Below are 20,391 nucleotides of genomic sequence, written 5' to 3'. Positions count from 1 at the left end.
ACAAGGGGGTTGGGCCACAAGGTCCGGTCCCCTTTCTGTTGATCTATCCGCTTCCTTGAGGTCGTTTCGTTTTCATGCCTGAATATCTGCCCGTCACAGCCGCCTCCCGCTCGGTAGCCCTGCGCTTTCAGCCGGATAGCGACCTGCTGGCGGGCAGTTTTTTACGCCTGATTAGCAGCCCTGATGCCAGCGCCACGGCGCGCACCATCGAGGGCAGCGAGCTCACCGCTGCCAGTGCCACCGCCCGCGGTATCGGCACTGGCTATTCCCGCTACTACGAAGGTCTCGTTGACGAGTCCTTCTTTAATAGCAAAAATCTTTCGATCGCCTCCGGTGGTGGTCAAATCGACGGCAATGCCGTCGCTAGTGCCTTCGCCAGTGGTCGCGGTGACATCAGTGCTGATGCGCTGGCCACCAACATCGGCCTGGCCAACCTCAGCTATCTCGATCGCTACGGCGGTGCGCTGCTGATCGGCAGCAGCGCCAACCCGTTCACCGCCTCAGCTACGGCAGGTTCGGGTTCGGTGCTTGGCCCCCTTGCTGGCAGCACGCCTACCAACACGCTTAATGCCACTGCCGTCGTGCGTGGTCTTGAAGGCAGCGCTTCAAACATCGCGCCCGCCTTCCGCTTTTATGGCCAGCCCAATGCGGTGGTCGCAGCGACTGCCGAACTTACTGGTGGTGGCAGTGGCACCATCCAAGGCAACGCTTCAGCTGATGCCAAAGGCATCGACAGCTATGAGATCAAGGCTGTTCCCTTTGGTAACGGCGATGGCACAGCCACAATCACAGGTGATGCTGCCGCTCGGCTAGCGCTGCCCCGTCTGTTGAATGCAGCCAGCGATAGCGTCACGCTTAATGGCAATGCCGTCGGTATAGATGGGTCGCTTATTTACGGCGCCCCGACGCTCAACACCACAATCACTGGTAAGGGTGTGGCCAGTGTTGATGGTGACGGCTCTGATGCCCTCCAGCTCGAGCAGCTCAAGGGTATCGGTATAAGCAACAGCTTTGTATTCACCAACCAGGGCAACGACGTTGTCCGCGGTTTTGGTGGCATCGCTGCACCGCAGCTCTCCCTAGCCGCCGCCATCGATGCCGACACCGCCGGTATCGATGCCACCGGTATGTACACCGGTTTGGGCAACGACGTCATCTTCGGCAAGATCCTCAATGAAGTGGAGACCGACCTCGACGCCGACGGCAATGGCCTATTAGAGGAAGAGGTGTTTCTTGATCGTTCTGCCCAAGACGGCAGCATCGGCGGCTTCGATGGCATTCGCAACTCCTACGCCAACACCGGCATTGGCAATGATTTGATCGCTGGCTCCAGCAACGGCAGCCATTTCAACGCCGAGATCGGCAACGATTCGATCGATCTTGATCGCGCCAAAGGCAGTTCACTTTGGGGCGGCATCGGCAATGACCTACTGCGCATCGGTGGTGCCGAGGGCAGTGGCGGCCCCTCGCTAAACAATGTGCTCTGGGGCGGCATCGGCAACGACAACCTGCAGGTGGGCAGCGGCGATGGTTCGGTGCTCGATGGCGGCTACGGCCAGGACATCACCACCGGCGGTACGGGCGTTGATCGCTTCGTGCTCTCTGAAGGTGGTGCTGCCCTGTTGGCATCTTCTAATTCCTATCTGGGTGAAGATTTGGCCGATCAGCCCCTCTGGGCTTCCCTCTCCCAAACCCAGAAGGAGACCCTCTGGGATACGGGCCAACTGCTCAACTCCGCTGGCACCCAGCTGCTCGGCCAGCTCGATACGATCCGCAACTTCCAAGCCGGCAACGGCGGCGATGTGCTCGAGATCAGCAATTCCCTGGCCAGCATCACCGAAGAGCTTTGGCTCCAGAAGGGTGCCATCTTCGGTGTCAACTCCACCGGCAATCTCACCGTGCAGGAGGCCAGCGCCGACGGCACCAATCGCGTTGGAGTTGTTGTTGGCACCCTCGCCGACATCCAACGCCTTGGCATGGGTTCACCTTCCATCGGCTATGCCACCGACACCCGACAACTAATGTTTGACGCTGACGGCAATTGGAGCCAGGGCGCCATCAGCCTCGGCACGGTGAATGTAGCCGGTGGTTCACTCACCAAGAGCAACTTCGCCTTCGGCTCCACCACCGGCAATGGGTTAGGTGAAGCGCCTACGGCCCAGGGAGGGGTGGGCTGATGGCGATCTTCTATTACAACGGAATAGCCGCCCAAGGCGATGCAACTGGCACCAGTTCAGCGAATGCATCAAATAATTCTGCTAACGCAATCGCCTCACTTGCTGGCGGTGTCGAAGTTACTGCTGGTACCTTTACTCTTACTGCTACACAAGCTTCTGGTTACTCGATCACCGGTGCAGGCATAGTTTCGATCAGTGATCCTGTTACGGTCTCCCAGGCGAATAGTCTCGAAGGCACAATTGCCGCAACGCTGAGTCTTTCCAGTATCAGTGATACTGCCGCAAATCTTGCTGCTAGTAGCGATGCCGTACTTCATCTCGCCACCACTGTCACTGCCAGTACCACCGCCACTGCAGCCCAGGCAACAAATATTGGTGGCTTTACCAAGGCAGTTACCTATAGCATCAGCGATACGGCAACGGCAGTCGCTGGTGCAGGCGATACTGCGCTGAATGAAGCGGTGAATATCACCGCCACTGGTACAGCTACTTCATCAGAATCAACCATAATTCTTGGCGCAGCCAACACTGGCTCTTCCACGATTGCCGCTGCAAGTATGACTGCAGCCCAGGCAGAGGCGCTCACTTTTAACACGACTGGCAACGACACAATTAGCAGTCTTACTGTTACGGATGCCGCCACCGTGGCTCAAGCCACAGCTTTGAAGGCTGACCAAGCTAATGGGGATATATCCACAATTTCAATCGCTGCTTTAACAGATACGGCTGCCAGCGTTGCCGCCATCTCCGCCGCTGCTTTGGCGAATGTATCCGGAACAGTAACCGCTAACTCCTACATAAATCAGACTCTTACTAACGTCAGCACCCAGACACTTAATGTGGTCACTGCCGACACAGCTGTCCTTGACAGTGCCAAGTTGTCAACCGCTGATGGTATCACCATCGGTGCAGGCATTGCCACCATCGATGCCAGTACCACCGATGAAGCGTCACTGGCTGCCAAGACAACTGTCAACAACGGCTCGACGCTGACGATCAACAATTATGTGAACACCGATCTCAGCGGCCTGAGTAACCAAGGCAGTGGCTCGATTGTGGTTAATACCACGACTGGTGCAGTTCTCGATGAATCCAAACTGGCCGATGCGACCAGTGTGGTCCTGGGAGCAACAGCAACTGGAGCAGCGGCTGCTATCGATGGTATTGGTACCAGCGGCGCCAGGATTAATCTAAACAACCAGATACTCAACGTCAGCGACTATACGAACCAGGATCTCAGTGGTCTCACCAGTACCGGCACCCTCAACGTCACCACCATCACTGGCGCTGTCCTCGATGCCACAAAACTGGCGACGGCCGATTCCGTCACCCTGGTGGGGACCAATACCGCCACCGCTGCAGATGCGGACACCCTCGGCTCACGGCTGGGTGGTACGGCGACCCTCAATATCACCACCGACACGATCACTGCCAATACCAATCTGAGTGATATTGGCTCAAGCCTGACCTTGCAATTTGGTGGTGATACCACAACTACCGTCAACGGTGCCACGCTCACCGTGCGGCAGGATCAGGTGAGTGGCTACACGATCAGTGGCACGGGCACGGTGGCAGCGATAGGCACCGCTGGTGCCGATAGCTTTAATGCCTCTGGCATCACCGCCACCACCAACTTCACCAGCCTGGCTGGTGCAGACAGCGTCACTATTGATCCTTCGGCGCTTGGCAGCGTCGATCAAATCGATGTTGGAGATAATACCGACACCCTGATCTTCTCGGCCGCTGCCTCAGGGGTGGTAGATGCCGCCTTCACTAGCGTTTCCAGCGTTGAGACTCTGCAACTGGCAGTCGGCACTAACTCCATCAGTTTGGGCACTGAAGCTGAAGCCGCTGGTATCGCCACCGTTACCGGCGATACGGGTGCCGATACGCTCAATCTGCTTTATGGCACCGCCGGCCTCACCTTCAATGCCGGCACCGGTTCCGACACCTTGAGCTACAGCGCCGACAGTGGTGCCCAGGCGATCACCCTAAGCAGCATCAGCTCTGGAATTGCTAGCGGCAGTGTTGTCAACAATGGCACCGATAGCTTCACTGGCCTAGAAGCGATTATGGGTGGTTCAGGCACTGCAGACAGCATCACCTCAACCAGCGTCGCCGAAGCCCTGATCGTTACCGGAGCGAATGCCGGCACGATCGATGGCTTCGCCTTCAGTGGTGTTGAGTCGGTTAATCTCGGTGCTGGCAATGATACGGTGCTGATCAGTAGCACGGATTCAGCGATTGGCGGCAATCTCGATCTGGCTGGCGGTACAGGTGACACCCTCAGCTATGCCGGCTACAGCGACGCCGTTTTCGTAACGCTCACTGGTATTACAAGCAGTGCTGGTAGCACGGCAGTTGGTTCAACAGCGATCAGTGGCACGAGCGCTGGTTTCGAAAACCTGATCGGCGGCAGCAACAGCGGCGACACGATCACCGATAGCACGGGCGACAGCACGATTGTGATCAGTGGTGCCAACAGTGGCACGATCGATGGCATGGCCTTCAGTGCCATCGAGAATCTCACTCTCTCCACCGGTATTGATGGCGTCACCGTGTCCACAGGTGGTGCCCTGAGTGGCACCCTCAACCTCGGTGATGGCGCTAGCAATACCCTGACGATGGTCAGTGGTGCCGGCGCCATCGGCGCGGTCACCGCTGCTGGTGGTAATGACACGATCACGATCAACGGCGGCACGGTCACCACTCTGGCGAGCCTTGGTTCTGGCACCAACGCCCTCACGATCGACAACACCGAATCCTCGATCGGCTTCTACCTCGGCGGCAGCGGCATTGACACGCTGATATCCAACGGTGGTGACATTCTTGGCGACGTTTTTACCTGGACGGCTGCTGATTCGATATCCCTCACCCTTGGCGCCAAGATCACCGGCAAGGTGACCCTTGGTGCCGATTTCCCAGCCGATGGCAGCGACACCCTGACGCTGGATGCCTCAAGCATCACCGGCAATGTGAGCACCGGCAGCGGCGCTGATGCGGTGAGTGTGCTCACCGGCTCGACGATCACCGGCAACGTCACGCTTGGCACCAACAGCGACATCTTCGATGGCGGTGACACCCTGACGCTGGATGCCTCAAGCATCACCGGAAATGTGCTCACCGGCAATGGTGCAGATGCAGTCTCGCTCAGTAGCGCCTCCACCATCACCGGTAATGTCACCCTAGGCAGCAGCGCTGATGGCCAAGATGGCAATGATTCCCTAACGCTGGCCTCCGGCTCTAATATTGTCGGCAATGTCGACCTTGGAGCTGCCAACGATACCCTCACTCTGTCAACTGGCATCAACAGTGCCACCACCATCAAGGGTGATGTGGCCTTTGGTGTTGGCACAGGCGACACACTCAGCTATATCGGCAACACTGGTCCGATCACGGTTGCCCTCGATGGCATTAGTACGGATGCTGTGGGCACAGCTACTGGCGCCAAGGCCAGTTACATCACCGGTAATGTCACAGGTTTCGAGGCAATTGTAGGCAGTGATTATAATAACCCCACGTCAGATAGCGTAACTGGTGACACCATCTATGACAATACTAGTGAATCCTTCGTCGTCCTAACGGGTGCTAACGCCGGCACGATTGACAATCTCGACTTCAGCTCAATCGAGAACCTCCAATTACGCTCTGGTGCTGACACACTCAGCTTCCAAGGAACCAGTGGTGCACCGGGTCTGATTGCTGGCCGAGCTGACGGAGGTGGCATTGAAGGCTCTAGCTATACGAATGGTGTTTATTCTGGCGGAATCAAAACAGATACCGGCATTGATCTTCTCGATTACTCCTCCTACCAAGTTTCCAGCGGAGCTGTTGTTGATCTCAGCCAGAACAAAGCTACCGGCGTCTTTGGTGGCCTAGCTGGTGGCCTTATTAATGGTGATGGTTCGATTGTTTCCACCACCACAGACAGCAGTTTCGAAAACGTTGATGGATCTAGATTCAACGACACCATCACGGGCGACGATCAAACCACCCAAGCCAACGTGCTTCGCGGCTTTGACGGCGCGGATACGATCAAGGGCCTTGCTGGTAATGACACCATTGATGGTGGAGATGGTGTTGGTAGCAATATCACCGATGGCGCCGACATTATTGAGGGAGGTATTGGTGCCGATACGATTATTGCTTCATTTGGGGATGACAAAATCACTGGCGGCAGCTTCGGCACGGCCTCTGATGACTCGATTGACACTCTCACCTACTCAGCCACTGCAATCAGTACCGCTCGTATTGAAGGGCTTGATATCAGCCTGGTTGGCACCGATACGGGCACAGTTCTTGGTGATGCCGATTTCACCCTCAGTCTCAGCACCTTCACTAATACCTATAATTCTCCTGTCAACCAGCAGCTGATCACTGCGCCCACCAATCAGGTCAGCAAGGACTGGACACAGAGCTATACCGATATCCAGAATTTGGTGCTCAGCGAGCAAAGCGATATTCTCCGCATCGATTTGGCTGATGTCAGCACTGGCAGCATCGCCGCCAGGGGTGGCAGCTTCGATACCCTCGACTACTCCAGCTTTGGTGCTACTAGCCCGGTGCTTGTCAACCTCAGCGACAAGGCTTTCTCCTTTGACTTTGATGGCAATGGCGTCATCGATACAACGGTCGGTGAGATCACGATCACCAATGCCTATTCAGCCACCAATGTGATGGTGTCTGAAGCCTCCAGTCAAGGCGGCGCCAACGGAGTCTTTGGTTTTGAAGTGGTCATCGGCGGAGCAGCCGATGATGCCATCGTTGGCAATGCCGATGCCAACCTGCTAGTTGGTAATGCCGGTGATGACCGCATTGCTGGTGGGTCTGGCAATGACACCATTTATGGCGGTACGGGCGACGATTACATCACGCCTGGCGACGGTGCCGACTATGTCGTGGCTGGCGCGGGTATCAATACTGTTGAAATTACCAGCAGTGATCTTGCCGAGGATACGTTCAATGTTGATCCGAATGGAATCAACATCTTTGCCCTCCAGGGCAATGGCACCGATGTGTCATCGATCACTGCTCCCACTGGAAAATGGGATCCTGGCTCCCAGGGGATTGACCTCCTGGATGGTGGTGATCCTGTTGTCATCGGAAGTTTCACTACTTACGACACGATCAACGGCACCTCCAGTGCTGATACCTATCAGTTCGGCGGCGTCGCTTTCAAGAACATCGGCAACGTGGATCTCGGCGCTGGTAACGACAGTGTTGGTACTGCCGCAACCACCAAGGGCGTCAAGGTCAACTACGACGGCAATACCGGCACCGACAGCATCACGCTGAATCTCACCTTTGGCCAGTTTGCCAAGCTCAATTCCAGTGGCCTTTATGTGGCCGATGTTCAAACCTATCTCGATAGTGCCAGCGGCAAAACCTTCAGCAGCAGTCAAGCAGATTTCACTGCTAACAATTTTGAAACTGGTGGCGTAGCTGTCATTACCCCCGGTGTCTTCAACGCTCTCCAGGGAGATCCGGCGGCCACCACCTTCAACTCCGCCTACGGCGTCCGCAGCAGCACGATTAGCAGCGGCGACGATGTAAACCTGTCGGCTTCGGCGCTGACCACTTCCACAGCCACGGCCCTTTCCGCGGCAGACATTGTTTCCGCGTTCGTTCAGGCCAGTGGCGTCAAAGGCAGTGATGCCATCACTATCACCAGTGGCGGCACTACTTCAGGCTCCACGACAGCGTCCCAGGAAGCCAGTGCCGTCTCCCGCACCGTCGACGATCGCGCCGATTCGGTGCTCGCTGCCTATGGCCTCGGCACCGATCGCAGCAGCTTCACGGCTGGCGACGACATCACCTTGAGCCTCACCGGCAACGTCAAGGCTGATACAACGGCCGAAGCGCTGAATTTTGTCGTCAACGCCAGCGGCACCGTCGAGGCTGCCGGCAGCCGCGACTCCAGCCTCAGTGCCGGTGATGCCCTCAGCCTCAACATCAGCGGCACCGCAGCCCAGACGGTGGGCGCTAGCAATGTCGCTGGCCTGGCTCTCGCCGCTCTTGCCAACCGCACCTACGGCATTGACGACGCCAACCTCACAGACACCGCGACCGACAGCGTTCAGGCCGGCTCCGATCTCAGCCTGCAAGCCACTGCCAGCAGCAGCAATCGCGTCACGGCCCAGACCGTCGGCACCGAATCGCTCGGCACTTTCACGCTCGTCAACAACGGCACGGCCGCCACCGACCGCTTCACCACAACCCAGATTGGCGCCGACTTCCCCCTGATCAATGGCGATCGGGTTCGCTTCACTATCTCGAACGGCAGTGTGCAGGCTGATCGTGACTACTACGTCGCCAATGTCATCCCGATCACCGGTGAGTTCCAGCTCAGTTCAGAGCCGAACGGTGATCCTATAGATGTCGTAGCTGCCGGCACCCTGCAGGCCTACCGCCCTGCCGTCGCCACAGCCGACGGGATCAGCACCGTCACCGGTGTTGATCTCAACCGCACAGGCGCCGGCCTGGGTGGTGTTCAAGCCGGCGACGCCCTCAGCCTGCGGGCCACGGCCTCCGATGCCATCACGGCCACGGCCAGCAGCGTGGCTGGTGATGCCACTGCAGGTGTATTCCGTCTCGGCGGCATGGATGGCCTCAACCTGGCCTCTGAGGTGAGCACCGTTCAGGCCCTCGTTGACACCGTTTCCCTGGCCGGCAGTGGCGCTAGCCTTAACTTCAACGCCACCGATACGGCCACGCTCAAAGCCGCCAGCACCGAGGGTGCGGCTCTGACGGAAGCCAACATTCAGGTCTTCGGTTCCAAGAGCAGCGCCAGCACCGCCGGCGACGATCTCAGCCTCAGCGCCAACGCCGATCTCACCCTCTCCGGCAGCGCCAGCAGCACCGCCGGCAGCGCCGAGGCCCGCAGTGGCGCCGGTGCCGGCGCCGGTGTCACCACGGCCGGTGTCACCAATGTGCTGCCCACCAACACCAGCTACTCGGTGGTCACCGGCCTGGCTGATGGCACCCAGACGGCGGGCGCTGATCTGGCCGTGCAAGCCAAGGGGGCCACGACCCTCAACGCCAGCGCCAGCACGGTCTCAGGTGCCGAGACGCTGGGTTCGCTCTGGACTTCGGCGTCGGGCAACATCCTCGCCACCTTTGATCTCAACCTCAACACCACCACCAGCACACCGAGTTTTGTTGGTCCCCAGTACCTGGCCGCCGGCCAGCTGGTGCAATTGCCCACCGCCGCCGCCGGTTTGCTTGCCAATACCGATTACGCGGTGAAGCTGCTCGGCTTCGGAGCGGTGGATGCCACCGCCAATACGCTGACAATGCCCACCGGCATTTCCTATGCCCTGAACGACGCCGTTCGCTTCCGCCTCAACAGCACCACCGCCCCGAACAGCAGCGAGAGCCGTTACGGCTTGGCCTTAGGCACTACTTATTACGTCAAGAGTGTGTCCGGCACCACCTTCACTCTTTCGGCCTCTCCTGGTGGACCAGTAATTGATCTTTCCGCCGACAGCCTCGGTCAGGCCGATCAGCTGGTGGATGCGGATCGCTTCCAGTTGCTCACGCTCCCAACGGCACCGGGCGGCACCTATGCCGTCGCCCCCCTCACCGCCAGCGCTTCAGGCGTCAGCCTCACCCTGCCCTCTGCCGCCAATGCCTTCGCCGGTAGCCGCGAGACTGATCGCACCCTCAACAACAGCGACAACCTCAACCTCGCCCAGGTGAGCGGCATCAGTGGCAACGGCGGCCTGCGCGGCCTGATCGCCGGGGCGCAGAACGCCATCTCCGCCGTGGCCAGCGGCGTGCTCAATGCCGTCGCCCGCAACACCGCCAATGACGCCACGGCCAGCGCCGGCTTGGTGGCTGAAGGCCTCAGTGATACGGCGATCAGCGCCGGCAGCGCTGGCAGCGTCAATGCCGAGGCCAGCATTGCCGCCGTGGCCGATGCCGCCACCACCGGCACCAACGTCCTGCTCGACAACGCGCTCGCCGATCTCACGATCACCGCCCGGGGCCTGAGCGCCAGCAACGCCGCCAACGACATCACCATCGGCGGTGCTGGCGACGTGCAGAGCACCGCCAGCCTGAGCGGCCGCAGCACCGCCAGCACCGTGCTCGGTGATAGCGATGCCCTGGCCGCGCTGAAGGCCACCGGCTTGGAGGCCCTCAGCAATGGCATCACCGCCACCATTGGCCAGCAGGGCGACATCAGCGCCGCCGCCAGCATCGGCTCCCTGGCCGCACCACTCCTCATCAGTGCCCTCAGCAGTGCTGAGGGCGACGCCACGGCCCAGGCCGCTGCCGCTGCCGTCGGCATCTTGGGCACCTACGACGCCACCGTCCCCGCAGGTTTCTCCTCGCTCCAGGCCGGCAAGAGCCAGGGCGACATCAGCGGTACGGCCAGCGCCGACCAAGCTTTGAGTGCCATCGCCACCAACGGCATCGCCTCGGTCACCCTCGCCGATGTGCCCGGCACTGGCCGTGCCTCGATCACTGGTATCGAGAACATGGCCCTCACCGCCGGTGCTGGCCTCAGCAGTGTCGATGCCACCGCCGTGGGCAGGGCTAATTTGTCGGCCCGCAGTGTGGAGCTCGATGCCACCAGCGAGGGCAGCACCTCCAGCACAGGTGTATTCAGTTCCACAGTCGCCGCCCTGCCGATTTCCTTCGCCGAAGACGGCCGCATCGCCGCCATTGCCCAGCAGAGCAGCTTCGCCCAGAGCGTCACGGTCAACGGCAACGCCTCTACCTCCCTCAACAACACCAGCCTCGGCATCGGCAACGCCACGATCACCATTGCTGGTGATGGCAACTTGAATGCCCGCGCGATCTCCCAACTAGACAGCCGCTCCCAGTCCGTTGCCGGTGATGCCAGCGCCTAATGCTTCCTCACCCCCACCTCGCCGCCGATCTCGGCGAGGCCATGGAGCGTCTGGCAAGTCAACCGCTCGCCGAACTCTTGCTCTCCAGCGGCATTTTGCGCCAACGGGCCAAGGAGCTTCTTGTGCAGCGCCTGCGGGACTCCGTCAGCTTCACTGCTGAAGAGGAGTCTGTGGTGTTGTCGCGGCTTTGGGAGGGTATGCCAGGCCCGGCCGCCGCCAGCCTGCAGGGTGATTGGATTGCCACTCAGCCCGAGCTGATGCAGGGGCCGCTGCGCGATCGCTGGGATCAGATCCGGCTGCAGAAATGGATCGAAAATCACTACCTCGAACGCCTAGAGCCCTATTTCCTCGAGCGCCGTGCTGATCTGGAGCAGGTGGTGTACGCGATGATCAGATTGCGCAATCAGGGTGCGGCCGAGGAGCTTTACCTGCGTCTTATCGATGATGGCGCCGATTTCGGCACCTTGGCACGCAGCCACTCCCTCGGCGAGGAGCGCTTCACTCGCGGCTTGGTGGGCCCGATGTTGATCAGTCAACCCCACCCCACTATCCGGGCCGTTCTCGACAAGCTCACCATGGGTGAGGTGCATCCGCCCTTTCGGGTCGACAACTGGGTGTTGTTGGTACAGATGGAGCACAGGCAGCCAGCCAACCTCAGCGATGCCACCCGCCTGCAGCTCTACAACGAGCTCTTTCAAAAGGATGTTGATGCCACCCTCGACCAGAGCCTGCAGAGCCTCTATCCCGCCCTGCTAACCCTGGCGCCAGCCCAGGGGAGCTGAGCCATGGCGGATACCGGACAGCTCCTCGAACTGCTGAGTTCCTTCCCTTTTCTTGCGGATCAGCCGCCCGAACAACTCGAACGGCTCGCCTCCCAGGGCCAGTTGCTGCGCTTTTCGCTCGGTCAGCCGATCATTCGCATCGCCCAGGCGCCCCAGCAGATGTTTTTCCTGCTGCAGGGAAGTGCCCGTTCGGTAGTGATGGCTTCGCGGCTGAGCAAAGGAGTGGCGACGCTGCAGCGCTTCGAAGCGGGTGCGGTGATGGGCTGGACCGCCCTTAGTGCCGGGCGCAATTGGGAGACCCTGCTGGCTTCCACCGAGCTGGTTGTGCTGGCCTTGCCCCATGCCGCCCTGCGGCAGGAGATGGCCCAGTACCCAGCCCTGGCGCAGCGCATCGCTGGCAGTGTCAATCCAGCCGAGCTATTCGCGGTGCTCGATGCCTACCTGCGGGAGTACCCGCGGGCCCTCTCCCATGAGGTAGTCGAGGCGGCAGTCAAGCTCGCAGACACCACAAGGGCCGTCAGTCTGACGCTGGAGCAGCTGGAACAGACGTCTTTTCCGGCTGACCGTCTCTGGCTGGTAGCGGCGGGCGGCCTGCCGCTGGGCACGGCCTTGCCCAGCAAGGTTGCAGCTGAGGCGGAGCCCTTATTGCGGGTGCTCGGCATCAATCGACTGGAGCTAGAGCGCCTGCTCGATCCGCCGCCCCCCGACGCAGAGGCAGCGGTATCAGTGTCTCCGCCACCGGGCTGGGAAAGCCTGCTGCTGGAACGCTGGGAGGAGCAGCGGCAAAAGCTGGAGGAGGGTGCTATCGATGCCGCTCCCGACTTGCTTTTAAGCGAGTCCGAGGAACCCCTCGACGACAACAAGCGCGATCCCGACTCCTATCCCTGGCATCGCGGTGTCGGTCCGTTGGAGTCGCCGATTTCGGCTTTCCGCATGCTCAGCGATCACCTCGGGCTGCCCTTTCGCCGGGAGCTGCTGCGTCGTGTCTTCACCGATCAGGTGAAGCGCCACAGCGAGGCCTCACTGGCACTGGCCGGGGCCGTGGCCGAATCCATCGGTCTACAGACCCAGTTGCTGGAGATCCGCGCCGAAACAATCTCCAGGCTCGATGCTCCCTTGATGGTGCGTTGGGGTAACGGCATGGCGGTGATATATCGCGCCTCAGCTAGCAGTGTTTTGCTCGGCATTCCAGCCGTTGCTAATCAAGAACTCAGCCTTGATCAGTTCAAGGAGCAATGGGGCGAGGAGGGTGAGGTTCTCACCCTGCGTGTTAACGCCCTCACGCCGCAGCGCAAGTTTGGTTTCCGCTGGTTCCTGCCGGCTTTGCAGCAGCACCGCACCGTGTTGCTGGAAGTCTTGCTAGCTAGCTTCTTCGTGCAGCTTTTCGGTCTTGTTAACCCCCTGCTGATTCAGCAGGTGATCGACAAGGTGATCATCAACAACAGCCCCAACGCCCTTGGAGTGCTCGGCACCCTGCTGGTGGTGTTTGCCATTTTCGAGGGTCTGCTGCTGTGCCTACGCACCTTTTTGTTTGCGGACACAACCAATCGCATTGACCTTGCCCTTGGTACGCAGATTATTGACCATCTACTGCGCTTACCGCTCACCTATTTCGACCGCCGTCCAGTGGGTGAGGTCAGCAACCGGATTAGTGAACTTGAGAAGATCCGCTCCTTCCTTACCGGCACCGCTCTCACTACCATCCTTGATGCTGTATTTGCGCTGCTATATATAATTGTAATGGTGATCTACAGCTGGCAGCTCACTCTGCTCACCCTGGCAGTCATTCCAGTGCTGGTTGCGCTCACCCTCACGGTATCGCCCCTGGTGCGCAATCAGTTGCAAAGCCGCGCTATAGCCAACGCCCGCACCCAGAGCCATCTTGTAGAGGTGCTGAGCAGCATGATGACTGTTAAGGCCCAGAACATCGAATTGCGCAGTCGCTGGAAGTGGCAAGATCTCTATACGGATTTTGTGGCCGAGGGTTTCGACAACACCCTGCTCAGCACCACTGCTAACACCTTTAGTGCCTTCCTTAATAAGTTATCGAGTCTGCTGGTGATCTGGGGTGGAGCAGCCCTGGTGCTTAATGGAGAACTCAGCCTCGGTGAACTGATCGCCTTCCGGATCATCGCCGGTTATGTCACCGGTCCACTGCTGAGGATGACCTCCATCTGGCAGACCGTGCAGGAAACCGCCCTTTCTTTGGAGCGTCTCAGTGATGTAATTGACCACCCGCAGGAGGCGCCTGAGGATAACTCCAGCCGCATCATCATGCCGCCAATCAATGGAGAGATCATCTTCCAGAATATTCAATTCCGCTACAAGCCCTCCTCGCCGTTGCTGCTTAGGGATGTATCCCTAACCATTCCCCAGGGCAAGTTTGTGGCTGTGGTGGGTACGAGCGGCTCGGGTAAAAGCACCCTCACTAAATTGGTGGCTCGCCTTTACAACCCAGAGGGTGGCACCGTGCTGGTGGATGGTATCGACATCGCCAAGGTGGAGCTCTATTCCCTAAGGCGCCAGATCGGCATCGTTCCCCAAGATACGGTGCTATTTGATGGATCGGTGGAGGAAAATATTACCCTCACCAACCCGGAAGCCACCAGCGATGAGATCATTGAAGCTGCCACAATTGCTGCCGCCCACGATTTCATCATGGGCTTGCCGGCCGGCTATTCCACCCAGGTGGGCGAGCGTGGCAGTGGCCTCTCCGGTGGCCAGCGCCAGCGCATTGCCATCGCTCGCACCATCCTGCAGAAGCCGCGGATGCTGATCATGGATGAGGCCACATCCGCCCTCGATTACAAAACTGAGCGTGTGGTGAGTGACAACCTGATGCAAGCACTCCGCGGTTGCACCGTGCTGTTCATCACCCATCGCCTCTCCTCGATTGTTAATGCCGATCTGATTGTCTGCATGGGTAATGGTGCCGTGCTTGAGGTCGGTTCCCATCAGGAGCTGATGGCATCCCGGGGACCTTACTACGTTCTCTTTCGTCAGCAGGGCCGCTCCTCCTCCTCTTCCTCCTCCAGCGGCACTCCCCCCATCGCCAAGGTGGGCCTACCAATCAATTACGCCGTCGGCACCTGAGACCCTTCGCCCGTGCCATCCCCTCCTCCCACTCCAGATGCCCTGCTGGCGCCCGTCCCGCCCGCACCCCCTGATGCGGAAGCTGCCGCTGAACAACGCCCGCGTGGCTTTCGTCAGCGTCGCACCACCCTGCCCCGCAGCACCCGTGGTTGGAGCCGGGGCATTGTCTGGAGCCTGATCGGTCTCACCAGTTTTTCTGTCATCTATGGCCTGATTGCCCGTATCGAGACCTCCATAAACGCCAACGGCAAGCTGCGGCCAATTGGGGGTGTCACCTCTATCACCGCTCCGTTCAATGCTCCCGTGCTGCAGGTGCTTGTGAAGGAGGGCCAAGATGTGAAGAAGGGCCAGCTTTTGATCGCGCTGCGCGAGCAGGCGGTGTGGAATCAGCGCGTCCATCTAGGCAACCAGCTCTCGATCTGGCAAACCCAGGTCAATCTGCTGGCCCTGAGGTTGGGATTGCCGGGACCGCCACCCAGCACGCCGGCGGCCAGCCGTGAGCTCAGGATTGAAAAACAGGATGTGCAGCTGCGTTTGCAGGCTGCTGGTGAGGAACTCAAACGCAGCCAGATAAATCTGGAGCAGCAGGCTTCGGATCTGCTGGCCCTGCGGCGCCGCCAGGCAGTCGAGGCCAACATCACCGGCCGGATGAAGCGCCTGGTCAAAGAGGGTGCGATGGCTCGTCTTGAATTGGATCGCCAAGAGCAGCGCATCGCCGAACTCGAAGGAACAATTAGTCGCACCGAAAAGGAACTCGAATCAGCCCGTTACCGCGTGCGCGAGAGCCAGCTAAAGCAGCGCCAGATCCCAGCTGCTGAATTTAAACAACTCTATTCCCAATATGACAACGCCAAGCTGCAGCTCTCCTCCGTGCAGGCCAGCATTGATGAGCTCAATGACCGCTTGAAACTGGGACGAATAATCGCACCTGTTGCCGGCAAGATCTTCAATCTAAGTATCAAACAGGGCGAGATTCTCACCCCCGCTCGGCCTGCCTTGCAGATTGTTCCACAAGACAACCTCGATGTAGAGCTCTCGGTTTCCAACCGAGACATCGGCTTCCTATTGCCTGGTATGCCTGTGGATATTCGCGTCACTTCCTTCCCCTTCACCGACTACGGCTCACTGAAAGGAACAATTACCCGAATCGGTGCCGATGCTCTGCCCCCCGATGGGCAGAATCCGCAGGAAACCTTCCCGGTGAAGGTCAAAATCAATATCAATGAACTATCTCGCAATGGTCGCAGTTATCAACTGCGAGCCGGCATGGCCGTGACGGCCTTGATTCAGTTGGGTTCCAGACCTGTCATCTCGCTGATCAGCGATCGAATCGGCGGCTTTATGGAGTCGACCCGCTCGATTCGTTAAGGCCGATTGCTCCTGCGGTGCTTAGGGCACTTGGCAGGCCCGCGATCACCTGACTTGTGCCTATCCCCTGACTGCCGAGCAGATGCAGCTGGCTGCCGAATTGGCCATCCGAGGCAATTGCCAGCTGGCGCGTATCGCTAGCCATACCGGCAAGCAGCTGCTCCAGGGGCGCGATCGGAAGCAGGCGGGCATCGCCAACCCCTTCAAGACCGGAAGGAGTCAGCCGCAGGAAGCTCTCCTGGCTGCCCCCGCCAGCGATGGGTTCACTGCGCAGCCAGCCGATCGAGTCTGTGAAGCCGCCGTTGCCATTTGCGATCGGGCTGAGATCTAGATCAACCAGATCTGGCAGTCCACTCTGGCCATCCCAGAACGCAGGTGCCTGCTGCTCAAGACCACTGAAGATAATCAGGTCGCGTCCGACACCGCCGCTCACCTGGAGCCCTTCGCCAGCACCGCTCAGCCATGGGCTCCAGCGCAGGAAGAGCAGATCGTCCCCTTCCGAGCCGTCGATGCCAGAGAAGGCTCCCGAGCTGCTGAGGGTGTCACTTGCCAGACCTCCCACAATCTGCTCGAAGCCCAGCAGTGACCCGCTGCTTCCAGCTCCGATGCCTGTGGCGGTGCCCCGATCTAGATCCACGTTCACCGGCAGGGTCCAGTTGATGTATTCCAGTCGATCCAGACCCGCTCCGCCAAGCAGTTGGCCAGTGAGGCTGCCATCAATGTCCAGCAGCGCCAAGTCGTTGCCGGATCCGAGATCTACAGATTCGATGTTCTGAAAGCGAAGCCCATCGAGATTCCCCTTGTCGCCCCCACTAACCACAAGCACCTCGCGCCGATCCGTAGCCGTCGCCGTCAAGGTGTCGATGCCTGCGCCCCCGTCCAGCTCCCCGGCGAGGGTATTGAGGCTGAAGCGATCATCTCCACTGCCGCCAATCACCTTGCCGCCCAATCCAGCGTTGACGATGATCGTGTTGTTGCCATCACCCATCAAGATTCGGGAGTTGCCGCTTACCTCTCCTTCCAGCAACAGGGTGTTGGATCCGCTGCCGAGATCGATGGTTGAATCGATTACAGCGCCGTTAACTCGCAGTTCATCGTCGCCACTACCCATCCGCACCTCGGAACCGAGCAGCCCCACCCGCTCGAAGTTGATGCGCGTGTAAGGGTCGTCATACAGAACCCCCAAGTCGTTGCGGAGATCGGCATCAATCGTGGTCAGGATCGACACCCGGTCGTTACCACCGCCGAGATCCAGCAAGCTGTTCTCCAGTCCAACAGCCCGGGCATTGAGGTTGAACATCCAGTTGCTGCCATCACCAGCACTGGTAGGGCTATCACCGAGGTCAAAGTTCAGGCCGCTTGCTTGTTGGGCTGTGAGAGCGGTTTGATTGGCGACGAGGTAGCCGCTGTTGATGGTGATGGTGTCATTGCCTTCCCCCAGCAGAATGCCGGAATTCCTGAGTGCCGTAGTTAATAGATCGAAGCTGAGATAGGCCTGATCACTGCCACCTAGGCCGGTGAAGGTGAGATTGGTGAGTCCTTCTAGAGCCACATAATCCGCCCCCGGCAGTCCCTGGATGCTGCTGTCTTGCATCCCTGTCAATTCCGATTTCAACGTTGCTGTGGCCGTGGTGGGGGTGAACAAGCCCAGCTGGAGTAGATCCCTGGCATTGACGATCAGGGCATCGCTGCCATTGCCGTTGAGCACCGTCGTGTTGAGCAAGCCAATGTGCTCAGCCACCAACTTCAGATCGGCGTCATCCAGCTCCGAAAAAGCGAAGGACTGCAGGGTGCGATCGGAATCGAGGCGCAGGCCCTGCTTGGCAGCGGCGGCGCGCAGATCGAGCAGGGTGTTTTCAATCCCCACCTGGGTGGCCTGCTGCTCAGACACGGCCTTGCCTTCCACCGTGCGGCTGCTGGAGCCGCTGATGGTCCGCACCACCACCAAGACCAACTGCGGTAGGAGATTGGCTGGGGTTGGCGGCAGCGGCCCCGGGGGACTAGGCGGTTCTGGCTGAACGGAGTCATCATCCCCGGGTTGAAGGGCCCCCGATTCACTCGCTGGCAGCGGGCTACCACCGTTACGACTGCCGCCGAAGGCTTGGCCGGCGGTTGGGCCCGGTAGCTGGGGAAACTCTTTCGCAGGCTCTTGGACGGCACCCGATATTCCAGCGGCCGGTGGCGTTTGGAATTGGCTTCCGGAGGCCTGGGCGCGGCGCATCTCGGTGTCGACGTCGACGCTGTCGAGAGGCCGAATGCTGATGGCGCCCGCCTTTGCCTGCAGTCGGCCTGGATCGTCCAGGCCCGGATCGTCAACCCGTCCGCCCCGGGGTGGCTGGCCCGTGCTGGCCAGCCCTTCCTCCATTAGGTAAAGCAGCAACACGCCCAAGGCGCTGCCAGTAAGCACGCCCTCGAGTGAGATGCGGCGCCCATCCTTTTTGAGGGATGCCGCATCGGCGAATTCCTGCAGGCCCGACGAGATGGAAGTGATTTAATTTTCTTAATTCTCCGTCTCGAAGTGCGCATCCGCTGGGCAGCTGCAGCGATGCGTGCCAGTGCCCATGCGCATCTGCGTAGATGCGTACAGGCGATCTCAATCGGGGCTGATGCTTCCTTTTGGCTAATACAAAACGCTGACAAAAAGCAAATAGAGCGTTCATCGCGCCAACGATTACGGGTCTCCCACCTTCATCGCTGCCATCGTCGTGATGTTGCTGCTGGGTTTGCCCCTGTTCTCCTGTTCACCGTGGCACAGGGTCACAGCAACCCTTGCCAATGGGCCCACGCCTATGCCTTGGTACCAGGCTGTGAGGTTGCGATTAGTCGCCACTTCCGTTTCGAAAGCTATGAGCTGGAAAATTATCGCCAGTTACATATAGATCAATCGCTGCGATGGCTGGATACGGAGTTCATGTTTCAACTGGCCCTCGATCAGATACTGCGAGAGGTTGCCAGCCTGATCTCTACTACTCCTGGGGAACCAAACAGGGTTGAAGAGATTGATCATGGGCAACTACTGCTTCACCACATCAACGGTGATATCCCCCTCCTGGATTCCTTGCTTGAGATCTGCGGTGAGCACTATTTGCTCCATCGTCAGTTGCAGGATCTGAAAGCCTTCCCCACACTCCACACTGATTGACCGGGATCCGATTGCCAGGGATCTGATTGCCAGGGATCCCCCGCCCGACGGGACCTGATTAACTAATTCCCTAAGGGAGCAATTCGCTCAGGCTGCTCGCCACACAACAAACGCCCCAGGCTGCACGCTCAGCAGTGGGCAGCTCTCGTTTTCGCCAGGACTGAGGTCCTTTAGATCGCGAAACTCGGGCTCCAGCGTTGCGCTGGGGTGGGTCAAGCGCTGGGCATCCGGGGCCAGCAGCAGCGAAAGGCGCTGGCTCTCTCCCTGCTGCATCAACTGTTGGAGGCTGGCAGCTAGGTCGGCAGCGCTGAGCAGGCGGCCGTCTGGGCAGCCCAGCAGCACCGCAAGCTGGGGCTGGTCGAGCAGGGCCAGCAGCCTTGGATGCTCCTCTCGCTCCACCTGCAGCCCCTGCTTCAGGGCCCAGCGTTGCAGCTGCTCAAGCTGGCCATTCGCCAAGGCCTGGCCGTGCCAGGCCAGCACTGCCGTGGGTCCGCCGATCGGGCAGGAGGGACCATCACCCATCAGGTGGCCAAGTTTGATCCGCTTGGTTTGCAGGTAAGCGGCGTTGTGGCTGCCGGCATCCATCACCAGCGGCACCCGGTCTTCCACCTGCAGGCCATAACCACCGAGGCCAGCGATCTTGCGCGGGTTGTTGGTGATCAGGCGCAGGCGCTGTATTCCCAGGTCGCTGAGGATTTGAGCCCCAACTCCGTAGTTGCGCAGGTCGGCAGCAAAGCCAAGGCGTTCGTTGGCTTCCACCGTGTCTAGGCCGGTGTCCTGCAGGGAGTAGGCCTTGAGCTTGTTGATCAGGCCAATGCCCCGGCCCTCCTGGCGCAGATACACCACCACCCCAACGCCGGCGGCTTCGATCATGCGCAGGGCCGCCTCCAGCTGGGGCCGGCAGTCGCAGCGCAACGAACCAAAGGCATCTCCGGTGAGGCACTCGCTGTGCACCCGCACCAGCACCGGCTCTT

The 20,391-nt window shown here is 59.6% G+C and carries 8 protein-coding genes; 6 read left to right on the top strand and 2 right to left on the bottom strand.

The genetic code is table 11. The annotated features are described in order from the left end of the window. The first annotated feature begins 74 nt into the window (after window positions 1-74). The 5 genes from KBY85_RS10635 to KBY85_RS10615 are packed head-to-tail and all read left to right on the top strand — an operon-like array spanning window position 75 to window position 16,275. Window positions 75-2,177, top strand: coding sequence for a hypothetical protein (locus tag KBY85_RS10635; protein ID WP_254961477.1), 2,103 nt, complete (start codon window positions 75-77; stop codon window positions 2,175-2,177). Next, on the top strand, window positions 2,177-11,032 hold the full coding sequence (locus KBY85_RS10630) for a hypothetical protein (protein ID WP_254961476.1): 8,856 nt from the start codon (window positions 2,177-2,179) through the stop codon (window positions 11,030-11,032). Before KBY85_RS10635 ends, KBY85_RS10630 begins: the two co-directional genes overlap by 1 nt. Then, a complete protein-coding gene (locus tag KBY85_RS10625; protein ID WP_254961475.1) occupies window positions 11,032-11,814 on the top strand; it encodes a peptidylprolyl isomerase in 783 nt (260 codons plus the stop codon). The genes KBY85_RS10630 and KBY85_RS10625 overlap by 1 nt, the downstream gene beginning before the upstream one ends. 3 nt (window positions 11,815-11,817) lie before the next feature. Further along, on the top strand, window positions 11,818-14,907 hold the full coding sequence (locus KBY85_RS10620; RefSeq protein WP_254961474.1) for an ABC transporter transmembrane domain-containing protein: 3,090 nt from the start codon (window positions 11,818-11,820) through the stop codon (window positions 14,905-14,907). Between the two features lie 12 nt (window positions 14,908-14,919). Further along, complete coding sequence (locus KBY85_RS10615) at window positions 14,920-16,275, top strand: HlyD family efflux transporter periplasmic adaptor subunit (RefSeq protein ID WP_254961473.1); 1,356 nt, start codon at window positions 14,920-14,922, stop codon at window positions 16,273-16,275. Here the strand turns inward: KBY85_RS10615 and KBY85_RS10610 are convergent. Beyond that, a complete protein-coding gene (locus KBY85_RS10610) occupies window positions 16,247-18,682 on the bottom strand; it encodes a hypothetical protein (RefSeq protein ID WP_254961472.1) in 2,436 nt (811 codons plus the stop codon). The two genes, KBY85_RS10615 and KBY85_RS10610, sit on opposite strands and share 29 nt — an antisense overlap. 138 nt (window positions 18,683-18,820) lie before the next feature. Here KBY85_RS10610 and KBY85_RS10605 point away from each other — a divergent pair, with 138 nt between their 5' ends. Beyond that, the gene (locus KBY85_RS10605) at window positions 18,821-19,417 is read left to right on the top strand and encodes a hypothetical protein (protein ID WP_254961471.1); all 597 of its coding nucleotides are present in this window, start codon (window positions 18,821-18,823) and stop codon (window positions 19,415-19,417) included. Window positions 19,418-19,504: 87 nt separating this feature from the next. On the opposite strand, the gene ribA is transcribed toward KBY85_RS10605, so the two are convergent. Further along, a partial coding sequence (gene ribA, locus KBY85_RS10600) for a GTP cyclohydrolase II (protein ID WP_254961470.1) occupies window positions 19,505-20,391 on the bottom strand: 887 nt, incomplete at its 5' end.

The sequence above is a fragment of the Cyanobium sp. BA5m-10 genome (assembly GCF_024346255.1).
Taxonomy (GTDB): Bacteria; Cyanobacteriota; Cyanobacteriia; order PCC-6307; family Cyanobiaceae; genus Cyanobium_A; species Cyanobium_A usitatum.
Note: the sequence above shows the minus strand (reverse complement) of the source record. Positions and strands in the feature narration are given on the sequence as shown.